This window comes from Shinella sp. 838 (assembly GCF_029623935.1).
Taxonomy (GTDB): domain Bacteria; phylum Pseudomonadota; class Alphaproteobacteria; order Rhizobiales; family Rhizobiaceae; genus Shinella.
Genome location: NZ_JARSBQ010000001.1, coordinates 1,241,267 through 1,264,375, shown reverse-complemented (window position 1 = coordinate 1,264,375; position 23,109 = coordinate 1,241,267). Strand labels below are relative to the sequence as shown.

The 23,109-nt window shown below is 65.5% G+C and carries 21 protein-coding genes and 1 riboswitch; of the genes, 8 read left to right on the top strand and 13 right to left on the bottom strand.

Translation table 11 applies throughout. The annotated features are described in order from the left end of the window. Window positions 1-98: 98 nt before the first annotated feature. The gene (locus tag P9A16_RS05960; protein WP_023516632.1) at window positions 99-1,169 is read right to left on the bottom strand and encodes a serine hydrolase domain-containing protein; all 1,071 of its coding nucleotides are present in this window, start codon (window positions 1,167-1,169) and stop codon (window positions 99-101) included. Between the two features lie 157 nt (window positions 1,170-1,326). Between P9A16_RS05960 and P9A16_RS05955 the strand changes: the two genes are divergently transcribed. Next, window positions 1,327-2,112: a TSUP family transporter gene (locus P9A16_RS05955; RefSeq protein WP_023516633.1), complete on the top strand. Its 786-nt coding sequence runs from the start codon at window positions 1,327-1,329 to the stop codon at window positions 2,110-2,112. 159 nt (window positions 2,113-2,271) lie between these two features. Here the strand turns inward: P9A16_RS05955 and cobO are convergent, their stop codons facing one another. From cobO to P9A16_RS05915, 8 genes are all read right to left on the bottom strand, one after another. Beyond that, the gene (cobO, locus tag P9A16_RS05950; protein WP_023516634.1) at window positions 2,272-2,913 is read right to left on the bottom strand and encodes a cob(I)yrinic acid a,c-diamide adenosyltransferase; all 642 of its coding nucleotides are present in this window, start codon (window positions 2,911-2,913) and stop codon (window positions 2,272-2,274) included. Window positions 2,914-2,939: 26 nt separating this feature from the next. Beyond that, window positions 2,940-6,755, bottom strand: coding sequence for a cobaltochelatase subunit CobN (cobN, locus tag P9A16_RS05945; protein WP_024270881.1), 3,816 nt, complete (start codon window positions 6,753-6,755; stop codon window positions 2,940-2,942). 247 nt (window positions 6,756-7,002) lie between these two features. Continuing rightward, on the bottom strand, window positions 7,003-8,052 hold the full coding sequence (cobW, locus tag P9A16_RS05940) for a cobalamin biosynthesis protein CobW (protein WP_023516956.1): 1,050 nt from the start codon (window positions 8,050-8,052) through the stop codon (window positions 7,003-7,005). Window positions 8,053-8,055: 3 nt separating this feature from the next. After that, complete coding sequence (gene cobU, locus P9A16_RS05935) at window positions 8,056-8,580, bottom strand: bifunctional adenosylcobinamide kinase/adenosylcobinamide-phosphate guanylyltransferase (RefSeq protein WP_024270880.1); 525 nt, start codon at window positions 8,578-8,580, stop codon at window positions 8,056-8,058. A 1-nt stretch (window position 8,581) separates the two neighbouring features. Next, complete coding sequence (locus P9A16_RS05930; protein ID WP_278025573.1) at window positions 8,582-9,376, bottom strand: CbtA family protein; 795 nt, start codon at window positions 9,374-9,376, stop codon at window positions 8,582-8,584. Between the two features lie 12 nt (window positions 9,377-9,388). Next, window positions 9,389-9,565 (bottom strand): CbtB domain-containing protein, encoded by a 177-nt coding sequence (locus P9A16_RS05925; RefSeq protein WP_023514761.1) that lies wholly within the window; start codon window positions 9,563-9,565, stop codon window positions 9,389-9,391. 48 nt (window positions 9,566-9,613) lie between these two features. Further along, a riboswitch (cobalamin riboswitch) is annotated at window positions 9,614-9,980 on the bottom strand. A 79-nt stretch (window positions 9,981-10,059) separates the two neighbouring features. After that, window positions 10,060-12,015: a peptidoglycan-binding domain-containing protein gene (locus P9A16_RS05920; protein ID WP_278025572.1), complete on the bottom strand. Its 1,956-nt coding sequence runs from the start codon at window positions 12,013-12,015 to the stop codon at window positions 10,060-10,062. A 154-nt stretch (window positions 12,016-12,169) separates the two neighbouring features. Further along, a complete protein-coding gene (locus P9A16_RS05915; protein ID WP_023517379.1) occupies window positions 12,170-13,630 on the bottom strand; it encodes a cobyric acid synthase in 1,461 nt (486 codons plus the stop codon). Window positions 13,631-13,876: 246 nt separating this feature from the next. Between P9A16_RS05915 and P9A16_RS05910 the strand changes: the two genes are divergently transcribed. The 6 genes from P9A16_RS05910 to bmt all read left to right on the top strand — a co-directional run bounded on the left by P9A16_RS05910 (window position 13,877) and on the right by bmt (window position 19,300). Then, a complete protein-coding gene (locus P9A16_RS05910) occupies window positions 13,877-14,020 on the top strand; it encodes a hypothetical protein (protein ID WP_023517380.1) in 144 nt (47 codons plus the stop codon). Between the two features lie 140 nt (window positions 14,021-14,160). After that, window positions 14,161-14,439 carry a hypothetical protein gene (locus tag P9A16_RS05905; RefSeq protein ID WP_156032029.1) on the top strand — a complete coding sequence of 93 codons (279 nt, stop codon included), beginning with the start codon at window positions 14,161-14,163 and terminating at the stop codon, window positions 14,437-14,439. A gap of 341 nt (window positions 14,440-14,780) precedes the next feature. Further along, window positions 14,781-15,779: an ABC transporter substrate-binding protein gene (locus P9A16_RS05900; protein WP_023517381.1), complete on the top strand. Its 999-nt coding sequence runs from the start codon at window positions 14,781-14,783 to the stop codon at window positions 15,777-15,779. Between the two features lie 256 nt (window positions 15,780-16,035). Next, window positions 16,036-16,947 (top strand): ABC transporter permease, encoded by a 912-nt coding sequence (locus tag P9A16_RS05895; RefSeq protein WP_024271523.1) that lies wholly within the window; start codon window positions 16,036-16,038, stop codon window positions 16,945-16,947. Next, window positions 16,940-17,983 carry a quaternary amine ABC transporter ATP-binding protein gene (locus tag P9A16_RS05890; RefSeq protein WP_023515527.1) on the top strand — a complete coding sequence of 348 codons (1,044 nt, stop codon included), beginning with the start codon at window positions 16,940-16,942 and terminating at the stop codon, window positions 17,981-17,983. Before P9A16_RS05895 ends, P9A16_RS05890 begins: the two co-directional genes overlap by 8 nt. Before the next feature lie 303 nt (window positions 17,984-18,286). Next, window positions 18,287-19,300, top strand: coding sequence for a betaine--homocysteine S-methyltransferase (gene bmt, locus P9A16_RS05885; protein WP_023515528.1), 1,014 nt, complete (start codon window positions 18,287-18,289; stop codon window positions 19,298-19,300). A 38-nt stretch (window positions 19,301-19,338) separates the two neighbouring features. Here bmt and P9A16_RS05880 read toward each other — a convergent pair whose 3' ends face one another. The 3 genes from P9A16_RS05880 to P9A16_RS05870 form a co-directional block, all read right to left on the bottom strand. Beyond that, window positions 19,339-19,758 (bottom strand): DUF1801 domain-containing protein, encoded by a 420-nt coding sequence (locus tag P9A16_RS05880; RefSeq protein ID WP_023515529.1) that lies wholly within the window; start codon window positions 19,756-19,758, stop codon window positions 19,339-19,341. Between the two features lie 152 nt (window positions 19,759-19,910). Then, complete coding sequence (locus P9A16_RS05875) at window positions 19,911-21,044, bottom strand: aminotransferase class I/II-fold pyridoxal phosphate-dependent enzyme (RefSeq protein ID WP_023515530.1); 1,134 nt, start codon at window positions 21,042-21,044, stop codon at window positions 19,911-19,913. Beyond that, complete coding sequence (locus tag P9A16_RS05870; RefSeq protein ID WP_023515531.1) at window positions 21,041-21,688, bottom strand: helix-turn-helix transcriptional regulator; 648 nt, start codon at window positions 21,686-21,688, stop codon at window positions 21,041-21,043. The genes P9A16_RS05875 and P9A16_RS05870 overlap by 4 nt, the downstream gene beginning before the upstream one ends. 127 nt (window positions 21,689-21,815) lie before the next feature. On the opposite strand from P9A16_RS05870, the gene P9A16_RS05865 reads away from it, so the two are divergent. Next, complete coding sequence (locus tag P9A16_RS05865; RefSeq protein ID WP_024271524.1) at window positions 21,816-22,163, top strand: hypothetical protein; 348 nt, start codon at window positions 21,816-21,818, stop codon at window positions 22,161-22,163. Here P9A16_RS05865 and P9A16_RS05860 read toward each other — a convergent pair. Then, on the bottom strand, window positions 22,148-23,032 hold the full coding sequence (locus P9A16_RS05860) for a LysR family transcriptional regulator (RefSeq protein WP_037409434.1): 885 nt from the start codon (window positions 23,030-23,032) through the stop codon (window positions 22,148-22,150). The two genes, P9A16_RS05865 and P9A16_RS05860, sit on opposite strands and share 16 nt — an antisense overlap. Between the last annotated feature and the right edge of the window lie 77 nt (window positions 23,033-23,109).

The following is a 23,109-nucleotide window of genomic DNA, read 5'->3' as shown; positions in this document are numbered from 1 at the left end:
GCCCGCCCCGCGGGCACCGTCGCTGGTTTCTTAGTACCGGAGGGCGGGAAGCCGGTCAAACCGGATTGCGGCATGATCCGCACCGGTTGCGCCACGCCTCACGCAGAGACGAGATTGGCGAGCACGATCTCCCGCCACAGGCGTGTCGGCGACACCCAGGCGTCCGGCGCATTGTAGTTGCCGGAGAAGATGACGCAGGCAAGATCCGCCTCCGGCATCAGCCAGAGCCGCTGGCCGCCATTGCCGAAACCGGCCATCCACGGCCGCTCCGCGCCGAAGGCCGGCACCGGTGCCGCGCCGAGAAACCAGAAGTGGCCGTAGTCGAGCCCGTCGTCGGTCGAAACGGCCCGCGCCAGCGACACGTCGAGCCAGCCTTTCGACACGACCTGCCGCCCGTCGATACGCCCGCCCTCCAATACGAGGCGGCCGATGCGCAGAAGATCCGGCGCGGAAAGGCGAAGGCCGGAGGCCGGCGAAGCGACGCCGTCCGCCCCGCTCAGCCACTCGAACCGTGAAATGCCGAGCGGCGCAAACAAGGCCTCTCGGGCGAAATCCTCGATCCGCTGGCCGCTGCCCCGCTCGATGATCGCCCCAACCAGCGCGGTTGCCCCGCCGGAATAGACCCAGTGCGTGCCGGGCGCCTGCAGCACCGCCCGCTCCAGCACGAAGCGATAGCGATCCGGGGCGTTCTCCATGGCGATCTCGCTGTTCAGCGGATCGGCGTAGGAGCGGTACTCGTCCCAGTCCAGCCCCAGCGTCATGGTCAGCGCATGACCGATCGTCAGGTCCGCGCGGGCCGGGTCCGCGGCAAGATCCGGATAGTCCGGAAACTGCGCCAGAAGCGGCGCCTGCGGCGGCGGGACGAGACCCCGGTCGAGCGCGATGCCGTAGAGCAGCCCCACCACGCTCTTCGTCACCGACCGCAGATCGTGCAGCGTCGTGGCATCGAAGGCGACCGCGCCGAGTGGCATGCCCCAGCTTTCGTCGACCGCGGTGCGATAGTGCTCCAGCACCAGCTTGCCGCGCCGGCTGACCAGCACCGCATGCACGTCGCGGATGAGGCCGGCTTCGATACCGGCGAGCAGCTTGCGTTCGAGGCGCGGATCGAAGCCCTGCTCCGCGGCGGACGCCCGCTCCCATTCGCTGCCCGTGTCCAGACCCTTGCTCATCCTCACCTCTCCTCGTGGTGCCATTAAGCCTGTTTGACCCGTCTTGCATGGCCGGCGCAAGCGCCTTCCCGGCTTGCGGGCACCCTGGGCTTTGCTTTTGCGGCGCAGTCTGACAGAAGTGCGGAAAATCCTCTCCTAGCATAGTCCGAGTCCCGCCTTGGCCGACATCGCCCTTCATATCCTCGTCTTCCTGTTCTTCGCTGCCTTCCTTGCCGGTTTCATCGATTCCATCGCCGGTGGCGGCGGCATGATCACCATTCCGGCCATGCTGATCGCCGGCATACCGCCGCTCGAAACGCTCGGCACGAACAAGCTGCAATCCCTCTTCGGCTCCGGCTCGGCGACGCTCGCCTATGCCCGCGCCGGCCATGTCCGGCTTCGCGAACAGATGCCGATGGCCGTGGTCTCGGCGGTGGGATCGGCCTTCGGCGCCCTGCTCGCCACCGTGGTGCCTGGCGACGTGCTGAAGGCGATCCTGCCCTTCCTGCTGGTGGCCATCGCCGTCTATTTCGGGCTGAAGCCGAATATCGGCGATGTCGACAAGCACCGCCGCATGAGCGTTTTCCTGTTCACCGCCACCATCGTGCCGGCGATCGGCTTCTACGACGGCGTGTTCGGCCCTGGCACCGGCTCGTTCTTCATGCTGGCCTTCGTGACGCTGGCGGGTTTTGGCGTGCTGAAGGCGACGGCACACACCAAGCTCCTGAATTTCGGCTCGAATGTCGGCGCCTTCGCCGTGTTCCTCGCCTATGGCGTTGTCCTGTGGAAGGTCGGCCTCGTGATGGGCGTCGGACAGTTCCTCGGCGCACAGGCGGGCTCGCGCGTCGCGATGAGGGTCGGCGCGAAAATCATCAAGCCGCTGCTCGTCGTCACCTCGATTGCGCTTGCCATCCGCCTGATGGCCGATCCCAGCCATCCGCTCCGCGTCTGGCTGGGGTGGTGATTCCAAAAGGCGAGCGACCAACCAAAGTCCGTCACCTACCCGCCGGCATCCTCTCCCCGCAAGCAAGGCGAGGAACGATCTGCGCGTCGTTTTCCTGCGTCTCCCCGCCTGCGGGGAGAAGGTCTCGGCACAGGAGGATGGGGGCAACGCCCCCGGGGTTTAGTACTCCACGCCCTGCTGCGCCTTGATGCCGGCGCGGAAGGGGTGCTTCAGCAGCTCCATCTCGGTAGCAAGGTCGGCGATCTCGATCAGCTCTTCCTTGGCGTTGCGGCCCGTCAAAACGACATGCGTCATGTAGGGCTTCTCCGTCTTCAGGAACGCAATCACCTCGTTGACGTCGATGTAATCATAGCGCAGCGCGATATTGATCTCGTCGAGCAGCACCATCGAGTTGCGCTCGTCGCGGATCAGCTCCTTCGCCTTCTCCCAGGCCTTCTCGGCCATTGCGACATCGCGCGCGCGGTCCTGCGTTTCCCAGGTAAAGCCCTCGCCCAGCGTGAAGAACTGGCAGAGATCGGAGAAATGCGCCTCGATGAGATCGCGTTCGCCCGTCACCATGGCGCCCTTGATGAACTGCACGACGGCACAGGGCTTCTTGTGCGCGATATGGCGGAAGATCATGCCGAAGCCGGCAGTGGACTTGCCCTTGCCCTTGCCGGTGTGGACGATGACGAGACCCTTCTCGTCCGTCTTGGTCGCCATGATCTTTTCGCGCGCCTGTTTTTTCTTCGCCATCTTCTCCGAGTGGCGGGCAAGCTCGGCTTCGCTCATGCCGGCGGTTTCGTCGTGGTTGTCGCTCATCGTTCTTCCCTTCGTCTCATTCGCAATCAGGAGGCCTTGCGCGCACCGAGCATGTCCAGGTCGAAGCGCGCGGAATTGGAGCGCGGCGTCCACAAGCCCCGGTCGATCGCCTCGGCAAACCGCGCCGCCAGTTCGGCAAGCGCCGCCGGGTTCTTCTCCATGAGGAAATCGCGCACCCGCTCGTCCAGCACATAGGCCTGGTAGGCCGCCTCGAAATGGTGGTCCTTCACCGCACCGGTCGTCGCGGCGAAGGCGAACATGAAATCGACCGTCGCGGCAATCTCGAAGGCCCCCTTGTAGCCATGGCGCATGACGCCGTCGATCCATTTGGGATTGACGACACGGGCGCGCACGACGCGGCCGATCTCATCCTCCAGCGTGCGCACGACAGGCTTTTCCGGCCGCGACAGGTCGTTGTGGTAGATGACGGGCTGCCTGCCGGAGAGATGCTCCGCTGCAGCCGCCATGCCGCCCTCGAACTGGTAGTATTCATCGCTGTCGAGCAGGTCGTGCTCGCGGCTGTCCTGGTTCTGCACGACGGCCTCAAGGCTCTTCATGCGTGCCTCCAGCCGCTCGCGCATCGGCACGCCGTCGCTCGTCCCGTCATAGGCATGCGCGCCCCAGGCGAGCCAGGCTTCGGCAAGGTCGCCGCGCTCCGTCCACAGCCCCTCGTCCATCATCGTCTGGAGGCCGGCGCCGTAGCCGCCGGATTTCGCGCCGAAGATGCGGAAACCGGCCTGCTTCAGCGCCTCATCCTCGGACGTACCCTTCGCCGCCAGCGCTGCCGCCTCCGCCCGCATGCGCGCAGCGATCGGATTGTCGGCATCGTCCTCGTCCAGCGCGCCGACCGCACGCACGGCCCTGTCGAACAGCGCGATCTGCTCGGGGAAGGCATCGCGGAAGAAACCGGAGATGCGCAGCGTCACGTCCACGCGTGGATGGCGCAGCATGGCGGGCGGAATGATCTCGAAGCCGGTGACGCGGCGCGAGGCCATGTCCCAGGTCGGCTTGACGCCGATCAACGCCATGGCCTGGGCAATGTCGTCGCCGCCGGTGCGCATGTTGGAGGTGCCCCAGGCGGTGATGCCAAAGGAGGTCGGCCATTCGCCATGGTCCTGCGCATAGCGGGTTACGAGCAGCTCGGCAGATTTTTTGCCAAGCTCCCAGGCCGCCGGCGTCGGCACGGCCCGGCTGTCGACGGAGTAGAAATTGCGCCCGGTCGGCAGCACGTCCGGCCGCCCGCGCGTCGGCGCGCCCGAGGGGCCGGGTTCGATGAAGCGGCCGTCGAGGCCGCGCATGAGCGCCGTGATCTCCGCCGCTCCGCAGGCGGCAATGGCCGGACCGATGGTGCTTTCGATCGTGTCGAGCACGGCGCGGGTGGCGTGCCAACTTCCCGGGCAAGGGAACGTGCCGTCCACCAGCTTTGCAGCGAGCAGCTCGACGCGCTCCACGGTGTCGCCATTGCTGCGCCATGGGGCGTCGGACTGGGCTTCGAGGATTTGCGGGCGCGGGCCGGGCCACGGGTCGGAGGGGATACAGTCGAGCGGGTCGAAGTCTTGCCGCGGGATATCCCCTCTTGAGGGGGAGACGCCCGGCAGGGCAGAGGGGGGTATCGCAAACGCATCCGCCGCGATCGCCCGCTGCAGGCTCGCCTCGCCGCCCTCGCCGAGACCGCGCGGCACGCGGGCGAGCGCCACCGTCAGGTCGGTCAGGAGCCGGCCCTCGGGCGAGACGCCAAAGACGTGCAGGCCGTCGCGGATCTGCATTTCCTTGAGGTCGCAGAGATAGGCGTCAAGCTTCTGCAGGGCCGTCTCCTCGCCATCGCTGCGGGCGATGCCGGCGTCGCGGTCGAGGCCGATGTCGCGCACAAGATCGAGGATCTGCTTCGTCAGCAGCTTGATGCGCCGCGGATCTCCGCCGGAAGCCTCGTAATACTCGTCGACGAGCGCTTCGAGATCCTTTAGCGGGCCGTAGGTCTCGGCACGGGTCAAGGGCGGCGTCAGGTGGTCGATGATGACGGCGGCGGAGCGGCGCTTGGCCTGCGTTCCCTCACCCGGATCGTTGACGATGAAGGGATAGAGATGCGGCACCGGGCCGAGCACGGCCTCCGGATAGCAGGCCTCCGACAGTGCCAGCGCCTTGCCGGGCAGCCATTCGAGATTGCCGTGCTTGCCCATATGCACGATGGCATGGGCGCCAAAATGCCGGCGCAGGAAGGCGTAGAAGGCGAGATAACCGTGCGGCGGCACGAGGTCCGGCGAGTGATAGGTGTCCTTCGGATCGATGTTGTAGCCGCGCGCCGGCTGGATGCCGACCAGCGTCTCGCCGAAACGGGCGAGCGGCAGGGCGAAGACATCGCCGGTGACGAAGGGATCGTCCTCCGGCGCGCCCCAGCGGGCCGTCATCTCCGCCTGAATCTGCGCCGGAAGAGAGGCAAAGAAAGCCTTGTAATGATTCAGGGAAAGCGTTTCGCGGACTTCGCGCCCGTCGCTCGCCGCATTGGTCGGGCCGGCCATCAGGTGGGCGATCAGCGCGTCACCGTCTGCCGGCAGACTGTCGACCGCGTAGCCCGCCGCCGCCATGGCACGCAGGACCTCCAGCGTGCCGGCGGGCGTGTCGAGGCCGACGCCGTTGCCGAGGCGCCCGTCGCGGTTCGGATAGTTCGCCATGACGAGGGCAATGCGGCGTTCCGCCGGCGCTGCCCGCCGCAACCGCGCCCAGCCGGCGGCCAGCCGGGCGGAAAAGCGGATGCGGTCCTCGACCGGATCGAGGCTGACAATGTTCGTCTCGACGCGCTCGTCATAGCGTGCGGCCGCCTTGAAGGAGACGGCACGGGCGAGTACGCGGCCATCGACCTCCGGCAGCGAGACGTTCATGCCGAGATCGCGCGCCGTCAGCCCCTGCCCCGATGCCTCCCAGGCCTCGCGCGAAGAGCCGGAGAAGACGACCTGCAGGACCGGCGCGCCGGTCTCGTCGAGCACCGTCGGCTTGCGGCCGGCACCGGGCGCGGACACGGCGAAGCTGGTGGCGTTCAGCGCCACCCCGGGCTGGACATCCGCGAAGGCGGCGCGGACCGTCTCGATGGAGACGGGCTCCTTGAGACTGGAGACGAAGAGCGGCAGGGCCCGAACACCTTCGGCCGCCAAGGCTTCGATCAGCATTTCGACCGGGCGCGTCTCGCCACTCTGGACATAGGCGCGGTAGAAGCAGATGGCAGCGGTCGGGGGAGCGTTTTCCTCTAAAGCGGGGCAAGCGGCACCCGCCAGCCCCAGCCAGGTCTCGATATCGACCACACCCCGCCCCGGCCACCAGATGCCGGCCTTTTCCAGCGGCGTTGCGGGTTCCGGCTTGCTGCCGCCCAACACCAGCGCGTCGGCATAGGCGAGGAAACGGTCCGCGTTGTCCGCGCCGCCCTCGTTGAGATAGGCCCAGAGGCTCTGGCGGTCGGCATCGTCTATGCGATTGAAGGGCACGAGACCCTCGTCCGGCCGGTCATCGCCGGGCAGCGCCACGAGCCGGATGCCATTGGCGACAGCGGTTGCAAGCAGCGCTTCCAGCACATAGCGGAAGTAGCTGGCGCCGCCGAGGGCACGGATGACGATGAGTTTGGCGTGGCGCGCCGTGCGCTCGACATAGGTATCCACCGACATCGGATGGGAGAGCGTGGCGAGACTGGCGAGCCGCAGCCGCGTTTGCGTCGCGCGCGCCCGGTGGGCGGCGGCGATGGAGGCAAGCTCCGTGTCGGCGGCCGAAAGGAAGAGGATATCGCCCGGCGTCTGGCCGAGGTCGATCGCCTCCCGGCCATCTGCGATGGTGCCTTTCTGGGCTAGAAGGAGATGCATGCCGCGCCTCCCTTCTGCCGGCGCATCGAGCCGGTGGTCCCTTGGGTCAAGCCCGAAGATGACGATGGACGGCAGGGACGGTGGGCAACGATCGCCCCCGCCGCGCCGATCGATGGGCTTTGCAGCCTCTCCTCCCCTCCGTCATCCCCGGGCTTGGCCCGAGGATCCATCGACGCGGCACGCCCAAAAAGGCCGAGCCGCACCTGAAACGCCGAAGGGAGGGACTGCTGCATGCTCATGCCGGAATTCACACCGCCGCAGCGATGGCCGCACGCACGGCGGCTTCATCCATGTCATGCAGGCCGATGACGACGAGGCGGGTACCGCGAGCCTCGCCCGGGGCCCAGGCACGCTCGAAATAATGGTCGATACGGCTGCCGACGGCCTGGATGAGCAGGCGCAGCGGCTTGCCGGGCACATCGGCAAAACCCTTGACGCGCAAGACGTCATGCGTGGCGATGGCGCCCTTGAGACGCTCGATGAAGGCGGCCGGATCCACGATGGCGGGCAGCTCGACGACAAAACTGTCGAACTCGTCGTGGTCGTGCTCCTCGCCGTTCTCGTGCTCCATCTCGTGGTGCGACTTGCGGTTGGCGATGTCGTCCTCCGTGCCGACGCCGAGGCCCAGCAGTACGGCGGCGGCGACCTCGCCATTCTTCGCCTCGATCATCGAGGGTTTGCGTTCCGTGCGAGAGGCGACCTCATCGCGCACCGCCTTGAGGCCTTCGGCATCGATGAGGTCGGTCTTGTTGAGCACGATGAGGTCCGCTGCCGTAAGCTGGTCCTCGAACAGTTCCTCGAGCGGGCTTTCGTGGTCGAGGTTCTCGTCCGTAACGCGCAGTGCATCCACCTTGTCGTGGTCGTCGGCAAAGCGGCCTGCGGCAACGGCGGCGCTGTCGACGACCGTCACCACGCCGTCCACCGTCACCTGCGTCTTGATTTCCGGCCAGTTGAAGGCGGCGACCAGCGGCTGCGGCAGGGCGAGGCCCGAGGTCTCGATGACGATGTGGTCCGGACGGTTTTCCCGCTCCAGCAGCTTCGTCATGGTGGGGATGAAATCGTCGGCGACGGTGCAGCAGATACAGCCGTTGGTCAGCTCGATGATATCGTCCTCGGTGCAGGCTTCCGCGCCGCAGCCCTTCAGCACGTCGCCGTCGACCCCGAGATCGCCGAACTCGTTGATGATGAGCGCGATGCGTTTTCCTCCGGCATTCTGCAGGAGGTTGCGGATCAGCGTCGTCTTGCCCGCGCCGAGGAAGCCGGTGATGACGGTGGCGGGGATCTTCTGTTGCAGCATGGCTCAACCCTTCATTTTCAGCGGCAGTCCGGCCGCGATAAAATAGACTTCGGGCACGAGGGCGGCGACCTTCTGGTGCAGCCGCCCGGCATGGTCGCGGAATTCGCGCGCCATGCGGTTTTCAGGCACGATGCCGAGGCCGACCTCGTTGGAGACGAGCACGATCCGCCCCGGCGCCTTTCGAAGAGCCTCCAGGAGACCCGAACATTCGGCGGCGATGTCGCGCTCCTCCAGCATCAGGTTCGTCACCCACAGCGTCAGGCAGTCGACGAGCACGGCCCTGTCGGCCCGGGCGACGTCAGCGATGCGCGCGGCGAGCGCCAACGGCTCCTCATGGGTGTGCCAGCCGTCGCCGCGGTCCTCCCGGTGCCTTGCGATGCGCTCGCGCATCTCGTCGTCGAAGGCGCGGCCCGTGGCGATGTAATGACGCGAGAGGCCGGTCTCGGCGACCAGCCTCTCGGCAAAAGCGGATTTTCCGGAACGCGCGCCGCCCAGAACCAGGACGGCTCCGGGCGATGTCACTGTCATATCAGGCTGCCTTGGCGATCTTCTCGTTGGCAAAGCCGAGCGAGAGGCCGAGCACGATCCAGAAGAAAAGGGTCGTGGCAAGGGCAGCGACGGCGAACTCCGCACCGAGCACGGCCGGAACGTTGCTGGAAATGTCGCTGGGCTGCGGGGCGCCATAGACCTGCGGCGCCGCGATCAGCGCAATGCCGATGACCTTGGCGACGATGTTCGGCTTGAGGAACAGCAGGTAGAGGCCGGCCGCCGACAGGATGACGGTTGCGATCCACCACACCTGGCGGTCGCCGAGATCGGCGGCAGGGAAGCCCGGAAGCTCCGGCGGCACGCCGATGGCCGGCAGCATGTGCACGGCAAGCCAGCCGGCCGCGCCCCAGAGCGCGCCGTTCGCCACCGTGATCGGATGGCCGGACACGAGGCTGAAACCGGCAAGCAACAGGCCGAAACCGGCGCCCGTGACGAGGTTTGCCAAAAGCGTGCCGGAGAACCGGCTCATGCCGAACATGATGCCGCCTTCCTCGTGATCCTCGCCCTCATGGGCATAGGCGACGGAGACCGGCGAGAGCGCGGAGGCCATGTCGAGGATGACCGCGCCGAGCGAGGAATGCTCCTGCGTCTGTGCAGCGCCTTCCGTGCCCGTGGCCGGCGTCGTGCCCTCGGTTGCGGGTGCGGCTTCGTCGCCGCCCTCGAACTCCTCGGCATGCAGGATGAGCGGCACGACTCGAGCCTCCTGGGCGGCTGTCATCAGCACGCCGGAGAACAGCCCGGCCACCAGGGCGGCCAGGAGATAACGAACGATCATGTCGAAAACTCCTTAGTGGCAGGGAAAGCCGTAGGAGTGACGCGTATCGTGTGCCGTGTCGTGCAGCACGGCGGAATTCGCAAGGCCTGCACCGAACACCAGGAAGGCGCCGAGCAAAAGAGCGCAAACACCGGCGACGAGACGGTCGTTTGCGGAAAGGGTAACAGAAGACGTAGTCGAAACAGCCATGACAACCTCCGTGCAGGCAGCGGGGAAACCTCCCCAGGTCGGACGAAATGTCCTTCACATTGGCTGGCAGGTCTCCTGGCTCGCAGCGTCGGGCGTTGAAAACGCCTGCGGGGCCCCCTCGCCTTCCCAGGCTAAGGCATCGCGAAAAGGCGGACGATTCGTAGAAGAAGAGGCGTCCAACCCCTGCTGATCGCGATGCCACCCAGTGGCTTTTCCGTCTGGTTCTCACAGCGCGAAACCAAGGCACCATTGCCCCGCTCCCCGCAGATCCTCCCATCCGGATGGGCGTCCCTCGCCACTCTACAGTCGCGGGGTCGGCCGTGATTGCAGCGCCCTGGTTGGGTCCGCCGCGTCACATTCCCATTTACTCCCCGATCCGTTTCCGGATCCGGGAACCATCCAATAGTCTGGATGATTATGCTTCCACCCCCGGGAAGTCAATCGACCGGCAGCGTCATCACCTGTGCTGAAACCGCCGCCCGGCCGTCGTATTCTCAATAGCCGGGGATGATCACCAGACCGCCGCCATCGTTGTAGTAGCCGTCGTCGCGGTAGTAGCGCTCGTAGTAGCCGTCGACGGGGCCTTCCAGCACGTCATAGTCCTGCTGGTAGCGGCGCTGGCGATTCTGCCGGGCCTCGGCATATTGCGCAGCCTGCCGAAGGGCACGGTACTGCTGGCGGGAAAGATAACCATCGGCGCGGTAGCCCGACGAGCCCTGCCAGGCGGCGATCGCCGAACGGGTGCGCGAACCGAAGACGCCATCGACGCCGTAGGTGTTGAAGCCGAGCATGCTGAGCCAGCGCTGCGCCTGGGCGCGGGTCGAGCGCTCCATATAGGCCTCGCGCCGGTCGACGATCGGCTGCTCGGCCTTGCGCTCAGTCTCGACAATCGCCGTTTCGCTGTCCGTCCTGGGCTTTGCTTCCTGCCGGGCGGTGTTTGACAGCGCCGACAGGCGCTCGCGCGCATCGGCGACGAAGCGGCCGTCCGGATATTCGTCGAGATAGGCGCGGAAAGCCTTTTCCGAGCCGTCGAGCACGGCCTTCTGGAAAGTCTCTTCCTCGCGCTTGGCCGCATCGTCGGCCTGCTCGACGGCAAGGCCGCGGTCCTTCCTGTCGGCGCCCTGCGCTTCGTTTTCACGGGCGGCAGTCGCCGTGTCGTTCTCCTGCGCGGCACGCTCGGCGGCGGCCGCCTCCTCGGCGCGCTTTTCAGCCTCTTCTGCAAGGCGGGCCGCCTCGGCAGCCTTCGCCTCGGCATCGGCAGCCGCCTTCGCGGCTTCCGCCTTCAGCCGCTCCACCTCGGCCGCCTTTTCTTCGGCAAGCTTGCGTGCAGCGGCGGCCTCTTCCTCGATCCGCGCCTTCTCGGCCGCAGCCGCCTTCTCCGCTTCGACGCGCTTGGCTTCGGCTTCGCGCCGGGCCGCGGCTTCCTCTTCCGCACGCGCCTTTTCCGCAGCGGCCGTCTCTTCGGCCTTTCGTCGTTCGGCTTCCGCCTTCAGCCGGGCCGCTTCCTCCGCCTTGGCCTTGTCGGCGGCAGCCGCGGCCTCCGCTTTCAGCCGGTTGGCCTCGGCAGCCTGCTCTTCGGCGCGTTTGCGGGCAGCCGCTTCCTTCTCTTCCGTCTCCGCCTTCAGGCGTGCGGCCTCTTCGGCCCGGGCCTTCTCCGCCGCTGCGGCTTCCACGCGCGCCTTCTCGTCGGCCGCAGCCTTTTCCTCGGCAAGCTTGCGCACTGCTGCGGCCTCTTCGGCCCTCTTCGCATCCGCTTCCGCCTTCAGGCGCGCAGCCTCTTCGGCCCGGGCCTTCTCCGCCGCTGCGGCTTCCACGCGCGCCTTCTCGTCGGCCGCAGCCTTCTCTTCGGCAAGCTTGCGCGCCGCCGCAGCCTCTTCGGCCTTCTTCACGTCCGCTTCCGCCTTCAGGCGCGCGGCTTCCGCGTCCGCCTTCGCCTTTTCCGCCTCCGCCGTTTTGCGCGCATCCTCCTCAGCCTTCAAGCGGGCCGCCTCGGCGTCGGCCTTTGCTTTTTCAGCCTCGGCGGTCTTGCGGGCCGCTTCTTCAGCCTTGGCCTTTTCCGCTACTGCCTGTTCTTCCGCCTTCGCCTTCTCGGCCGCAGCAGCCTCGTCGACCTTCGCCTTGGCGTCCGCCTCGGCCTGCTGTGCCGTGCCCGTCGCCGGCTTCGCCTTGGCGGCGGCCTGCAACTCGGCAATGCGCAGACGCGCCATCGAGGCGAAGGTGCCGTTCGGATACTGTTTCAGATAGCCTTCATACTGCGTGACATCGCTGCCGGCAGAGACCTTCTGCCAGAGGGAAAACTCCTCTTCCCAGCGCTTGCCGGCGCTGCCGGCCTCCTTGCCGGTGGCGCTCTGCGCAAAGACGGCCGCCGGCTGGCCGGCGAGCGACAGCCCGACGATGCCGGCAATGCCGAGCCGCACCAGAACGGAGCGTGCGAGAGGTCCAGAACCCATGTATCTCACCCTTTCGGATCGCGCGAAGGCGCCAGCACCCGGCGATCCCGGGCGGATTTCCGTCACTCCTCGCACCGAATTCTGGCGCAACTTTGGTGCGGCAGGCCGGCAGCGGAGGAACCCGATGGCTGTACGTTTCAGATGGGCGGTTTAATCAGTCCCGGCTTAAAAGACCGTCGAGCCAGCGCGGGTCGAGAACGGCCTCCAGCTCCGCCGCAACCCCATCGAGCGCCGCATCGACACTCTCGCGGTAATCGAAGCCGCCGCCCTCAATGCCGAAATCGGCCAGCAGCCGCGCACGGTAGGCGTCGCTCGACAGGAGGCCGTGCAGATAGGTGCCCATCACCCGCCCGTCGGCCGAGACCGCACCGTCCGGCCGCCCGTCGATACGGACAGAGGGGCGAAGCGTATCCGGCCCGGTGGTGCGGCCGAGATGGATCTCATAGCCCTCGAGCGGCACATCATATTGCAGGGAGCGGGCCGCGCTGTTGCGCACGGTCTTTTCCGGCGCCATCTCGGTCTCGACCGCCAGCAGGCCGAGGCCCTCGACCGCGCGCGCGCTGCCCTCGATGCCAAGCGGATCGGCGACGCGGCTGCCGAGCATCTGGTAGCCGCCGCAGATGCCGATGACCCGGCCGCCGCGCCGCATATGCAGGGCAAGGTCTCGGTCCCAGCCGGCAGCGCGAAAATCCGCAAGATCCGCGATAGTGGATTTCGAGCCCGGCAGGACGACGAGGCCTGCATCGGCCGGAAGCCGCTCGCCCGGCCGCACGAAGACGAGGTCCACCTCCGGCTCGGCCTTGAGCGGATCGAGGTCGTCGAAATTGGCGATGCGCGAGAGGACGGGCACGGCGACCTTCAACGCGCCGCCACCGCCCCTGGCGAGGCGCTCCAGCACGACCGAATCTTCGGCCGGCAGGCGCGCGGCCTCTCTCAGCCACGGCACGACGCCGAAACAGGGCCAGCCGGTGAAGCGGGCGATCTCGGCAATGCCGCTGTCGAACAGCGTCCCGTCGCCCCGGAACTTGTTGATGAGATAACCGGTGACCATGCGCCGGTCTTCCTCCGGCAGGATGGCATGGGTGCCGACCAGCGAGGCGATGACGCCGCCGCGATCGATATCGCCGACCAGCACGACCGGCACGCCGGCGCGCGTGGCAAAGCCCATATTGGCGATGTCCCCGGCCCTGAGGTTGATTTCCGCCGGCGACCCCGCGCCCTCGACAACGACGAGATCGGCGCCGGCGGCAACCGTCTCGAAACTTTCCATGACGGCGCCCATCAGCTGCGGCTTCAGCGCCTGGTAGTCGCGCGCCTTCGCCTGCCCGAACACCCTGCCCTGCACGATGATCTGGCTGCCGACATCCGATTGCGGCTTCAGGAGAACCGGGTTCATGTGCACGGAGGACGGCACGCGGGCAGCCAGCGACTGCAGCCATTGCGCCCGGCCGATCTCGCCGCCATCCGCCGAGACGGCGGCATTGTTCGACATGTTCTGCGGCTTGAACGGACGCACCGCCAGCCCGCGGTTGGCGGCAATGCGGCAAAGCCCCGCCACCAATACCGTTTTTCCGACATCCGAGCCGGTGCCCTGCAACATGATCGTTCTGGTCATGCGGCTCTCGTAGCATTCCCATACATTCCCGAAAAGCCCTGATTTACCGCAATCTTGCCGCAATCTCTGCCCGGCCGGCGACGCATTTTTCCACGGCTTCGCCATGCACCGCGAGCATGGCTGTCATGCTGTTCCCTTTGCGACATATTCCGCCGTGAACGACCATGGTTTTCGCTCCCGGGAGTGCCTATATCAGCGTCATCACACAGCCGGGGCGCGTGGCTTCGGGTTTCAAGGACAAAGACAATGCTGTTCATCTTCAGCAAGCCGAATTTCGTACAGATCGCCTGGAACGGCGAAGCCCCCCAGAGCCAGTCCCGCGTGCGCAACGTCGTGATGGATGCGCCGCTCGGTCCCCTCGGCTTCATCCGCACGCGCAACGTCGGCTGATCTTTCGAGCGTGACGTCAGGTCCGCTCGTCTACGGCGCCGTCTCTCTCCGGGAGGCGGCGTTTTTTATTGCCTTTCAGGGTCCTTGAACGGCGAAAGCCGTGCATCCCTTCCGGTGATACACGGCTTGCCAAAATACGCATGGCGGCATCTGACAAATACGCGTCAGAGCCAGGCACCCCGGTACGCAATACCTTTCCGGAGCAGGCGGCGATGTCCCCCGCCGTGAGAGAACAAATAGCGGCACATCCTTACCGGACCGTTATCGGGACCTTAAGCAAAGATGAATCGCGCTCTTTTTTGAATATTTTTGCGATTATTTTCAAAAGGCCCGAAGCGGCGCGTTCGGAACAGGATTTGTCCGCTTTCAGCGACCATCGCGGCACGCCACGCAAAAGGGCGCTCGATCATTTGCCCTGACGCGAGCAAACGCCCAAAATTTCCACCGCAGGGTTGCCGGTATTTCAGCCTTTTGCCCTCCGGCAAAGGGCTCGACGGCGGCCACCGGGCGCGCAGGAGGTTGATTTCTCTATGGGAACCCGTAGGCTGCCCCTCGTGACGCACGAAGACAGGTTGCCGGTGACAGGGTTCCGCCGGCAAGTCAAAAAAAGCTCGGCGTCGCTGCAGCAGGGGGATTGGCTCGCCTCACCTGGCATCGAATCCCCGTGGCTGTCGCAAAACTTTCGGGCAGTCGGGATAACGCAGTAACCTGCGCTGCCCTCCGGGTTGATCGCTGCATCCAAGACTGGGAGGTCTTATCCATGAAGAAGCTCCTTGCTTCCACCATCCTTGCTGCCGGCCTTTACGGCTTTGCCGGTTCTGCCCAGGCGGCAGAATGCGGCGAGGTCTCGATCGCCGAAATGAATTGGGCCTCGGCGGGCGTCGCCGCGCATGTCGACAAGCTCATCCTCGAAAACGGCTATGGCTGCACGGTCACGCTGGTGACCGGCGACACGATGCCGACCTTTACCTCCATGAACGAAAAGGGCGAGCCGGACGTCGCGCCTGAAATGTGGGTCAATGCCGTGCGCACGCCGCTTGACACGGCGATCGCCGAAGGCCGCCTGATCCAGCTTGCACCGCTGCTTTCGGAAGGCGGCGTCGAAGGCTGGTGGATTCCGAAATTCCTCGCCGATGCCCATCCGGACATCAAGACCGTTCAGGATGCGTTGAAACACCCGGACCTCTTCCCCGCGCCGGAAGACGCTTCCAAGGGCGCCGTGCACAATTGCCCCTCGGGCTGGAACTGCCAGGTCTCGACGGACAACCTCTATCGCGCACTCGACGCCGACAAGGACGGCTTCACGCTCGTCGATACGGGCTCGGCAGCGGGCCTCGACGGCTCGATCGCCAACGCCTTCGAGAAGAAGAGCGGCTGGCTCGGCTACTACTGGGCGCCGACCGCCATTCTCGGCAAGTACGAGATGACCAAGCTCTCCTTCGGCGTCGAGCACAACAAGGCCGACTGGGATGCCTGCACCGCCGTGCCGGACTGCCCCAACCCGAAGGTCAATTCCTATCCGACCTCCGACGTCTTCACCGTCGTGACCAAGGCCTTCTCCGAAAAGGCCGGCGTTGCCATGGACTATATGAAGACGCGCCAGTGGGACAACGGCACGGTCGGCAAGGTGCTTGCCTGGATGGATGCCAACCAGGGCACCAACGAGGACGCCGCAAAGCACTTCCTCGAAACCTATCCGGACATGTGGACCAAGTGGGTCGCACCGGAGATCGCGGAAAAGGTCAAGGCCGCGCTCTGACGACGGTCCGCCGGCAGCCCTTTCCGGCTGCCGGCCTTCCAGCGACCTGAACGAGGGTGCAGGCAAACCGCCCGACGCCCGCCCAAGAAACTGCAGAGGTCGCAAACAGCACAGTATCAAGCGGCAGTTCGTGCGAAGACGAGCTGCAAGCCGGTAACCAGAACAAGAATATCCCTGTGCGCGCCGTTTCGTTCGCAAGGCAAGAACATGCCCTTGCGGAACGGGACAATAACTTCCGGTAGAAGAGGGGAAGAGGATGGCAGGCCTATGCGAACTATTGCCAGGCTTTCTTTGCAAGTTTCCGGCTTTCAGTGATGCCAGTATCCGCGGAGCAAGAAAAGTCATCGACGACGGCTTCAAGAGCCTCGTCAGAAGTTACGTCAACATCATCGATGCAATGGTTCAGCCGTTGCAATGGTTCCTGAACTATCTGGAGCGGCTGTTCGTCAGTTCGCCCTGGCCGATCATCCTGATCGCGATGCTGGCCATCGTCTATTTCGGCAGCCGCAACATCAAGATCACCATCGGCACGGCCATCTCCATGTGCGCCATCGGCCTTCTGGGCCTGTGGAACGACACGATGGTGACGCTCGCCATGGTGACGGTCTGTACGCTGATCGCCGTCATCGTCGGCATCCCGATCGGCATTCTCATGGCAAGGTCGGATCGGGTGCAGGCCTTCGTCAACCCGATCCTCGACGTGATGCAGACGATGCCGAGCTTCGTCTATCTCATCCCTGTCGTCATGATCTTCGGCATCGGCAAGGTGCCGGGCCTCATCGCGGTCGTCATCTATGCCGTGCCGCCGATGATCCGCCTCACCAATCTCGGCATCCGCCTCGTCGACAAGGAGGTGCTGGAAGCGGCCGACGCCTTCGGCTCCTCCGGCTGGCAGAAGCTGAAGAACGTGCAGATGCCCCTTGCCCTGCCCACCATCATGGCCGGCATCAACCAGACCATCATGATGTCGCTCGCCATGGTCGTCGTCGCCTCCATGGTCGGCGTCGGGGGGCTCGGCAAGAACGTGCTCCAGGCCATCAACAACCAGTTCTTCACGGTCGGGTTCCTCAACGGGTTCGCGCTCGTGGCCATCGCCATCATCTTTGACCGCACAAGCCAGGCCTATGGCAAGCGGCTGCAGAAGCATTCGGAGGTAATTCATGGTTAGTCATGCAATCGAGGTCCGCAATCTCTACAAGATCTTCGGACCCCGCGGCGGCGACTATGTCGATGCGGTCAAGAACGGCCTCGGCAAGGCCGAGCTGAACCAGAAATACGGCCATGTGCTGGGTCTGCGCGACATCAACATCTCCATGCCGGCCGGCGGCATCATGGTGGTGATGGGTCTGTCCGGCTCGGGAAAGTCGACGCTGATCCGCCACATCAACCGGCTGATCGACCCGACTGCCGGCGAAGTGCTCTATGACGGCGTCGACGTGTGCCGGATGAACGAGAACGACCTGCGCGAATTCCGCCGCCACAAGACGGCGATGGTGTTCCAGAAATTCGCGCTGCTGCCGCACCGCACGGTCCTCGAAAACACCGTCTACGGCCTCGAGATCCAGGGCGTAGCACAGGCGGAGCGCGAAAAGCGCGCCAAGCAGTGGATCGCCCGCGTCGGCCTTGCCGGCTTCGAGAACCACTATCCGAACCAGCTTTCGGGCGGCATGCAGCAGCGCGTGGGCCTTGCCCGGGCACTGACCAACGACGCGGACATCCTCTTGATGGACGAAGCCTATTCGGCGCTCGACCCGTTGATCCGCGTCGACATGCAGACCGTGCTGCTCGACCTGCAGAAGGAACTGAAGAAGACCGTCGTCTTCATCACCCACGATCTCGACGAGGCACTGCGCCTCGGCGACAAGATCGCCATCCTGCGCGACGGCATGGTCGTGCAGCAGGGCACCGGGCAGGAGATCGTGCTGAACCCCGCGGACGAATACATCACCGCCTTCGTCAAGGAGGTGAACCGCGGACGGGTGGTGAATGTCGAGACGATCATGGCGCCGCTCTCGGGCAATCCCGAGGGCATGCCGATCACCACGGGCACGGTGCTCGAAATGGCCGCCCGCGCCATGACGGCCGCCAACCAGACGCTCGCCCATGTGGTCGACGAGGCGGGCCGACCGATCGGCGCTATCAGCCTCAGCGCCATCATCTCCTCGATGGTGACGCCGACCAGCCACGAGGCGAAGGCGGCCTGAACCGCACCGCAGACAGACAGAGAGGGCGCTCCCGGGCGCCCTCCTCCCGTTTAGGAGTGGCCGGCTTCGTTTCGCCCCGTTCCTCCCCACCCTACACACCGCCGTCTCCTTCCTTTCTTGCCTTTCCTCGGACTCCCCCGCTCTCCTTCCTCACTCTCGCGCTTGACCCGAGGATCCACGCGGCATCCGGAGCTGTGGATGATCGAGGCAAGGGTTGCGACCTTCCTCGAACGAGCCGCCAATCCGCCGTTGCAATCACATAAAGAAATCTTTATATGATGTGACAAACAGAAGGATCCACCGATGACCGCGACGAACCCGCTTGCCCAGCTTCTTGCCGAAAAGCCCTTCCTGCTTGCCGATGGCGCGACCGGGACTTCGCTCTTCGCCATGGGCCTCGAAGCCGGGGAAGCACCGGAGCTGTGGAACGAGGCCAAACCCGAGAACATCACGAAGCTGCACCAGGACTTCGTCGATGCGGGCGCGGACATCATCCTCACCAACACCTTCGGCGGCACGCGCCATCGCCTGAAGCTGCACCATGCGCAGGACCGCGTCTTCGACCTCAACAGGAAGGCCGCCGAGATCGCCCGTGCCGTCGCCGACAAGGCACCGCGCAAGGTGATCGTCGCCGGTTCCGTCGGCCCGACGGGCGAACTGCTCGTGCCGCTCGGGGCGATGACCTATGACGATGCCGTTTCCGCCTTCGCCGAACAGATCGAAGGTCTGAAGGCCGGTGGTGCGGATGTCGCCTGGATCGAGACCATGTCCTCGCCGGAGGAAATCCGCGCCGCGGCCGAAGCGGCCACCAAGACCGGCATGCCCTTCGTCTATACCGGCTCGTTCGACACGGCCGGCAAGACCATGATGGGCCTGCATCCGCGGGACATCCACGGCGTTGCTGGCGATATCGGCGCAGGCCCGCTCGCCGTCGGTGCCAATTGCGGCGTCGGCGCATCCGACATCCTGTCCTCGCTGCTCGACATGACCGGGGCCGACCCGTCCGCGACCGTCGTCGTCAAGGGCAATTGCGGCATCCCGGAATATCGTGGCGCGGAAATCTACTATTCCGGCACGCCGCCGCTGATGGCTGATTATGCCCGCCTTGCCCGCGATGCCGGCGCGCGCATCATCGGCGGCTGCTGCGGCACGTCCTGCGAGCACCTCGCAGCCATGCGCGTTGCGCTCGACGCGCATGAGCCGCGCGAACGTCCGACGCTGGAAACCATCATCGAAAAGATCGGCCCGCTGCGCAACAAGACCGCCGACGAAAGCGCCGCCGCACCTGCCCGCGAACGCGGCCGCCGTCGCGGCTGAGGCCAGAAGGGCGCCCGGTGGTGGGCGCCCTTTGTCGTTCAGGCACCCGATTTTCGCCGGTGATAGGTCAGGGCGGCGTGGAGACAGAAGGCCAGCGGCGCCCGTGGCAGTGGTTCGCCCGCGGGAATGAGGATCGCACGATTGCCCTCAAAGCCAAAAACCCCTTCAAACTGCATCCGGAACGTCGGCACGAGCGTGGTCTGGCAATTGAAGAACACCGCGCCGCAATCCGCCGCCTGCCGGGAAACGCCCAGCCGGATGGAACTGCCCGACCGGCTCTCCTGCGTGAGATAGGCCGGCTCGCCCCATTTGAGCGTTTCAACAAGGGCGCCGACGCCCGGTGTTTCCGCGGCGACCGCGAAGATCGCCTCACGGATTTCCATCAATCGTGCCCGCACCGCCGCCGGATAGCGGTCGAACACCACGGCGACCAGTGCCGGTATCGGCGGAGCAGTCATCGTGTCTCCTTTCGCTGGGCGTGCCGCTGTACACTGCCGCAGCGCGTCTGCTCTGTCGAGAGGAGGACGATCACGCATGAAGGAAGCCACCGCACGCTTCGAGAGAGGCGGCGGCAGCACCGGACCCCGATTGCCGGACCGTCGGGAGGAGCTTACGACGCTTCCAAAAACGCCCGCCATGCTGCAAGTCCCGCCTCCATGTTGCGCCGACCGACGCCGACACGGAAACGATCCGACGGTACGGGCAGAAGGTCCGAGACATAGAGGCTGGAAGGCAGCAGCAGCACGCCCTTCTCCTCGACCAGCCGGCGGCAATGCTCCTCGACGCCATCCGCACCGCGATAGCGCGGGAAGGCGACGCAGCCGCCGTCCGGCTCGGCCCAGTCGTAAAGATCCGGATAGTCGGCGAAAAAGGCACCGAGCTTGGCCATATTCTCCGCGCAGAGCGTGCGGTTGCGGGCGAAGATCGTTTCGCGTGCCTTGATCGCGATACCGGCCAGCACCTCGGAGGGGCGCGCATTGCAGATGGAAAGATAGTGTTTCATCTTCTCCATGCGCGACAGCAATGCATGGTCACGGCTGGCGATCCAGCCAACACGCAGGCCTGGCAGGCCATAGGCCTTGGACATCACATTGAGTGAAATACCCCTGTCGAACAGGTCGGCCGCCTGCGGCAGGCGCTTTGCCGCGTCGATCTCCAGTCCGCGATAGACCTCGTCGGAAAAGAGATGGATGCCGCGCTCGGCACAAAGATCGACCAGTCCACGGAAAATCGCCTGATCGGCGATGGTGCCCGTCGGATTGTTCGGGAAATTGACGGCGATGAGTTTTGTTTCGGGGCGCAACGCGGCGCGCACGTCGTCGAGATCGAGCTGCCAGCGGTTTTCCGGCCGGAGCGCAATGCCCGTGACGTTGCCTGATATGGTGACCGGCATGGTCTCCATCGACTGGTAGTTCGGCACGGTGACGATGGCATGGTCACCGGGTGAAAGCAGCGCCAGCATGGCGCAGTACAGCCCCTCCTCCGCGCCGGCGAAGGTCAGGATGTCGGCGCCCGACAGCGTGTCATAGGTCGTTGCGATGGTCTCGCGCAGCTCCGGCGCGCCCCAGGTTTCGGTATAGCCGAGCGCCACGCGCTCCCAGGCCTCGCGATCCGCGGGTCCCGCCAGCGCCAGGAGGTCCGACATGGTCATCGTCTCGGCATCGCTTGCCGTCATGTGGTGGCGCGCCTTGAATTCCCAGCGCGAGAAATGGGTTTCGAGGCGGAAATCCGGCAGCGTCGTCACAGGGTCCTGTCCTTCTGGTTCTGGCGCCGGGCATCGGCGAGATAGTTGTAGATCGAAGCGCGCGAGGCGCCGATGAGGCCGGCGAGATGATCGACGGCATTGCGGGTCTGGAACAGGCCGCGTTCGTCGAGCGCGGCGACGAGCGCCACCCGGTCGCCCTTCTTCAGCGCCGTCAGCGCCAGCCCGCGGGTGCGCAGCCAGTCGTGCAGCGCCGTGTTGATCTCCTCGCGCCAGTCGCCGGCGAAAAGCGAGGCCGGGCGGGCGGCTGCTGCACCGGTAAAGGCCGAAAGCAGCCTTGCCGCGGCATCGAAATGCGAGACATCCATGTTGATGCAGAAGAGGCCGAGCGCCTGGCCGAAATCGTCCTTCAGCACCGCCGTCACCGACTTCAGGCGCCGCCCGTCCTCGCCGGTCTTCTCGTAGGGGCCGTAGATGCCGCCCTCGCCGGCTTCCTCCAACTCCTCCTCGACGAGCGATTCCATGCCCGCCTTGCGGCCGGAAAAGGCATTCCAGATGCCGGCGATCAGACCCGTCTCGAGATCGTGCAGCACGACTTCGGCATGGGGATAGAACAGGGTCGAGATGGCCGCGGCCGTCGCGGTGTGCTGGCGAAGCAGCAGGTCGGCATTCGATGAGTCGTACATGCGGACAAACAACCCAAAGATAGATAATTTGTCAATATTGGATTTTTAGTCTAAACATTCACTGACCGGCTTGCGACCCGCTTTTTCCCTGTCCTATTTAAGACGACGTGATTCTTGGGAGACCATCATGAGTGCCGATCTTGCAGCCTTTCCCGACCGGGAGACCGTGGCCGACAAGCTGGGTGCCCTCGGCGAAACCGAGCAGGCCTATCTGCGCCTGCTGATGGAAAACCCCAAGCAGGACGAGAACCTGCTTGGAGGCCTCGACCTGTATCTCAACCGCGCCGCCGCTGCCCGCTTCCTCAACTCCCTGAAGCTGGAAAAGCTCGGCGAATGGCTGGGCGAGGCGGCGCCGGCGCGCCTGCAGATGCGGCTGACCGAAGCCGCCCGCTCCAGCCAGCACGCCGCCTATGCCGCCTTCCGCGCCGGCCTCACCCGCTCGGGCGGCCTCGAACGCGCCTATCCGAAGGCCTGATCGGCCGGCACCGCCAGCGGCCCGAAGGATTTGCGGATCATGTCGGCCATGCCGTCGATCGTCGGCCCGCTGCGCCGCGGATTGCGCTTCAACACGACGCGGGACGAATCGATCGGCGGAAAGCCGTCCGCCGCGGTCAGTTCGCGCGTGCCGGGCGGGATGTTGCTGCGCGACAGCGGCGCGACGGTCAGCCCGCTCATGACCGCCGATCGCAGGCCCCCGCTGGTGTCGCAGGTATAGGCGATGCGATAGGGGATCGTATGCCGCTCCAGCGAGCGCAGGGCGAAATCCCGGCACCAGCTCGAGCGCCAGTAGACGGCCACCGGCATCGGGCGTTCCAGATGCCGGTTGTGCGCCACGGAGGTGACCCAGACCGTCGGATCGATCGCCAGAAGCTCGCCGGAGACCCCGTCGCACCAGTCGAAGATGATGGCGAGGTCGAGCTCGTCGGCCTCCAGTGCCGCAAGCTGCTGGGCGGTGTAGCCACAGAGCACCGTCACCTCGGTATCCGGATGAATTTCCGCAAACGCCGCCAGCGCATTGGGCAAGACCGTCTGGTTGTATTCCTCGGGAATGCCCACGCGCACCGGGCCGTCGAGCGGCACGGTGCGCATCGCCGCCGTCGTCTCGTCGACGAGCCCGACGATGCGCCGCGCATAGGGCAGCAGCCGCTGGCCCTCCCGCGTCAGGGCAACACCGCGCGGGCCGCGCTCGAAGAGCATCGCCCCCACCGAATCCTCCAGCTTGCGCACTTGCATGCTGATTGCCGATTGCGTGCGCCCGAGCCTGTCGGCGGCATGGGTGACATTGCCGGCCTGGGCGACGGCGACGAAAATACGGAGCAGATCGCTTTCGAGAGGGGGATACATGGCGCCATCGCTTTTTCTGATGCCTGCCATAATCGCTATTCGTTTGTGAAATGTCTACGGTTTTGCTTGGCTTTGTC